Below are 3,913 nucleotides of genomic sequence, written 5' to 3' on the forward strand. Positions count from 1 at the left end.
CCGATAATACCAGCCCATAGGCCGAGACCGACGACAAATTCACCTAATAAAATAATCCAAACGTTTCTATTTCTCCACATGCTGTTCTCCTTGTTGTTTCAATAAAATTTATCGTAACAAAATTTTAAATATTCGTACATATAAATATAGAAAAAATTGTTAGTTAAAATGCCATTCCTTCCCTTTCTAGCATTTCTTAACGAGTATACTATTTTTCCTATGAGGAATACTCATCCTAAAGTTTGAACTTGTAAGCTAAATAGAAAAAACATCGTTTGATGGACGCTCAAACGATGTTTCATGTTGTTAAAAAAGAATTTTGTCACGAGTGAGAATCGAGGCAAAGGATTGATTGTTGGTCCATCCGTACAAGGGCTCCCAATGAAGTTGTTTGCAGTTAGTGAACACCCTTTTTCACCTTTCATAAAAATGCTATTGATTGTTTATTGTCTTTACGGCATGTCTAATTTATGAACTAGTGCTTTTTTTCTTCGGTCGATTATTTTTTGGCTGACGAAGGTAACGATAAAGACAAACCCGACTGTTGTCGCCATCATTCCAGCTATCGAAGTATCCCAAAACTTTGCTAAATAATAGCCTATCACAGAGGCTGTAGCGCCGAAGAGCATGCTATAGATAAACATTTGCTTAATTGTCTTACTGATTAAATAAGAGGTGGCTGCAGGACCTATTAACATAGCAACTACTAAAATCGCTCCTACACTATCAAAGGCCGCTACAGTAGTGAACGAAATGGATGTCATAAAGCCGTAATGAAGAAGGACAACAGGAACCCCAATCGTTGCAGCATACACAGGATCAAAAGTAGCAAGCTTCATTTCTTTAAAGAATAATAGCAGGAATATACTGTTAATCATGAGGACCAGTAATAACATCCATACAGCTTTAGGCATCGCTAGACCAAGCACTGTCCATTGATCCCAAGGAACAAAGGCAATTTCCCCCATTAAGACATGTTCGACATCTAAATGGACATTGCCTGCAAACAAGGTGATAAGGAGGACACCAGCCGCAAACAAGGATGTAAATACCACCCCTATCGCCGCGTCTTCCTGAATCCCAGAGGAATGCAATAGTTGTACGAGATAAGCTGTTAACACCCCTGCAACTGCTGCACCTACAAGCATCCAAAAGCCATTTAATGTTTGGGTAATCAGGTAGGCCATCACAATGCCAAAGAGCACCGTATGACTAATGGCATCTGCTATCATGGACATGCGACGTAAGATTAGGAAAACACCAGCAATGCCACATGTAACACCAACTAATAGTCCCGTGAAGATAACCCAAAATTCAATCATCCTATATCACCCTGCTTTCGAAATTGCATTTTTCTACGATATTTACTAATTTGACCAGTTGGGCTGATAAAATAGGAAATAAAGAATATTCCTGCTGCAACTAAAACGATAATCGGGCCTGTCGATAATCCCGTCCGAATCGCACTAATAAAGGAACCAGTTATACCAGCGATCCCTCCAATCGCGGCACTCAAGATGAGCATCGTACTTAATTTCTTCGTCCAAAGCTTGGCACTTGCAGCAGGAATAATTAATAAAGCCGACATTAAGATGACACCCACCGCTTGGATTCCTGTTACAATCGTCATAACAATTAACACTGTTAACGTTGCCTTTAAAGCCTCAATCGGTAAGCCAATTCCCTTTGCATAGACAGGATCAAAAATAAGTAGCTTCCATTCCTTATAGAACAAGAGACTGACTAAAATAATGATGCTTGCACTAATAAAGAGCCACATTAAATCGGCCTTGGTCATCGTCGCCGCTTTCCCAAAAATAAAATTATTCAGACCGCTCTGATTACCGATTGGACTACGGTTAACAACTGTTAAAAATACAACCCCAATACCAAAGAATACTGTAAGGACTAAGCCAATAGCCGCATCTGCTTTCATTTTTAAAAACGATACAATCCATTGTATACAATAAACTGATAATGCAGATGTAATGCCCGCTCCCAGCATTAAAATCGGTAATTCCTTTTGTCCTGTTAACAGGAATGCGAGCGCAATACCTGGTAATGCTGCATGGGCCGCAGCATCACCAACTAGGCTTTGTTTTTGCAGGAAGGAGAATGTGCCTGTGATGCCAGCAGCAATGCCAAGTAACATCGTTCCACTCAGTACCCACAATAAGTTACCACTTAACATAGTGCCCCCTCCTTATACATGCTGCATCATGAACAGTTTACCACCGTATGTTTTTTGTAATTGCTCTGGTGTAAATACATCTTCTGTTGCACCCGATGCTAAAATGGTTTTGTTTAATAAAATCGTATAATCAAAATATTCTTTGACGGTTTGAAGATCATGGTGCACAACAAAAATACTTTTCCCTTGTGCCTTTAACTCTTTCAAAATATCAATAATCGTTTTTTCTGTCGCAGCATCTACCCCTGCAAATGGCTCATCTAGGAAGTAAATATCGGCGTTTTGTGCAAGGGCTCTTGCAAGAAATACACGCTGTTGCTGACCTCCTGAAAGTTGCCCAATGGAACGCTCTGCAAAGTCTAGCATCCCAACACTAGCTAATGCTTGACGGGCAACCATTTTATCTTGCTTGGATGGTCTTTTAAATAAACCTGTATGACCATACCGTCCCATCAGCACCACATCCAATGCATTTGTTGGGAAATCCCAATCCACAGCATTGCGCTGTGGGACATAGCCAACAACTAAACTTTTTGGCTCAAACACTTTTCCTAAAATTTCAACCTTTCCTACTTTATTAGGCAGCTGATTTAAGATAGCCTTTAAAAATGTTGATTTGCCTGCACCGTTTGGGCCAATAATGGCAGCTAAATGTCCTTTAGGCACCGTCACACAGGCATTTTCTAATACTGTTTTTTTATCATATGCGACTGATAGATTTTCCACTGTTAATGCATACATCGTCATTCACCTACTTTAATGCATCGACGATTGTGTCGATGTTATGTTGATACATCCCGATATACGTACCTTCTGTTGTACCTTCAGCACCCATCGCATCCGAGAATAGTTCTCCACCGATTACAATGTCGTGCCCCTTTTCTTGAGCCCCTTCAATCACGGCTTTCATCGCTTTATCTGACACACTGGATTCTATAAAAATAGCCTTAATTTTATTTTCTACTAAAAAATCGACCATCTCCTGCACATCTTTGACACCATACTCTGAATCCGTACTAAGTCCTTGCAAGCCACGTACTTCAAACCCTTGACTTCTACCGAAATAGTTGAACGCATCATGTGCTGTTACTAATATCCTTTGCTCTTGTGGTAGTTCATTGACACGATTTTTTGCATAGCTTTGTAAATCCTCCAGTTTCTTTAAATAAACATCTTCATTTGTTTGAAAATCCTCTTTAAATTCAGGATATTCCTCCTGAAGTTGTACACTAATTGCTTTCACAACGCCCTTCCAAAGTTCAATATCAAACCAAATATGCGGATCATGCAACATGGCGTCATTATCACTTGCAAGGAGCAGCTTTTCATCTAATGTCTCTCCCACAGCCAAGACTGTTTTTTCTTTTGCCATTTGTTCAAAAATAGCAAGCATTTGTCCTTCTAGATGTAAGCCGTTGTAAAAAATGACTTCGGCTTTATCTAATTTTGATAAATCACTTTGAGTCGCCTTGTATAAATGAGGATCTACTCCTGGCCCCATTAATGCTGATACTTGTAAATGGTCACCACTAATCTCTTTAATAGCATCTGCAATTTGTCCAGTGGTTGCAACAACAATCCCCTCTTTTTCACCCTCCGCTTCACTTGAACAACCGAATAATAGCAGGGAGAGTGATAGGATGAATACACCTAACCATTGTTTCATTTTTGTACCTCTACTTTCTCTTATTTAGCGATTGCTTGAAAAAAGCGGGAATGAAT

4 protein-coding genes are annotated in these 3,913 nt (G+C 39.6%); all 4 read right to left on the reverse strand.

Going from position 1 to position 3,913, the window contains the following annotated elements; genetic code table 11:
• Positions 1–452: 452 nt before the first annotated feature.
• Genes RT445_RS12870 through RT445_RS12885 form a run of 4 tightly spaced genes read right to left on the reverse strand, consistent with a single transcriptional unit; the run spans position 453 to position 3,857 of the window.
• Entirely contained in the window at positions 453–1,322 is an 870-nt protein-coding gene (locus RT445_RS12870) for a metal ABC transporter permease (RefSeq protein WP_274793452.1), read from the reverse strand.
• The gene (locus RT445_RS12875; protein WP_274793453.1) at positions 1,319–2,191 is read right to left on the reverse strand and encodes a metal ABC transporter permease; all 873 of its coding nucleotides are present in this window, start codon (positions 2,189–2,191) and stop codon (positions 1,319–1,321) included. Before RT445_RS12875 ends, RT445_RS12870 begins: the two co-directional genes overlap by 4 nt.
• Positions 2,192–2,203: 12 nt before the next feature.
• Positions 2,204–2,932: a metal ABC transporter ATP-binding protein gene (locus RT445_RS12880; RefSeq protein ID WP_274793454.1), complete on the reverse strand. Its 729-nt coding sequence runs from the start codon at positions 2,930–2,932 to the stop codon at positions 2,204–2,206.
• Positions 2,933–2,942: 10 nt separating this feature from the next.
• Positions 2,943–3,857 carry a metal ABC transporter solute-binding protein, Zn/Mn family gene (locus RT445_RS12885; RefSeq protein ID WP_274793455.1) on the reverse strand — a complete coding sequence of 305 codons (915 nt, stop codon included), beginning with the start codon at positions 3,855–3,857 and terminating at the stop codon, positions 2,943–2,945.
• Between the last annotated feature and the right edge of the window lie 56 nt (positions 3,858–3,913).

This window comes from Lysinibacillus sp. (assembly GCF_032093475.1).
Lineage (GTDB): Bacteria > Bacillota > Bacilli > Bacillales_A > Planococcaceae > Lysinibacillus > Lysinibacillus irui.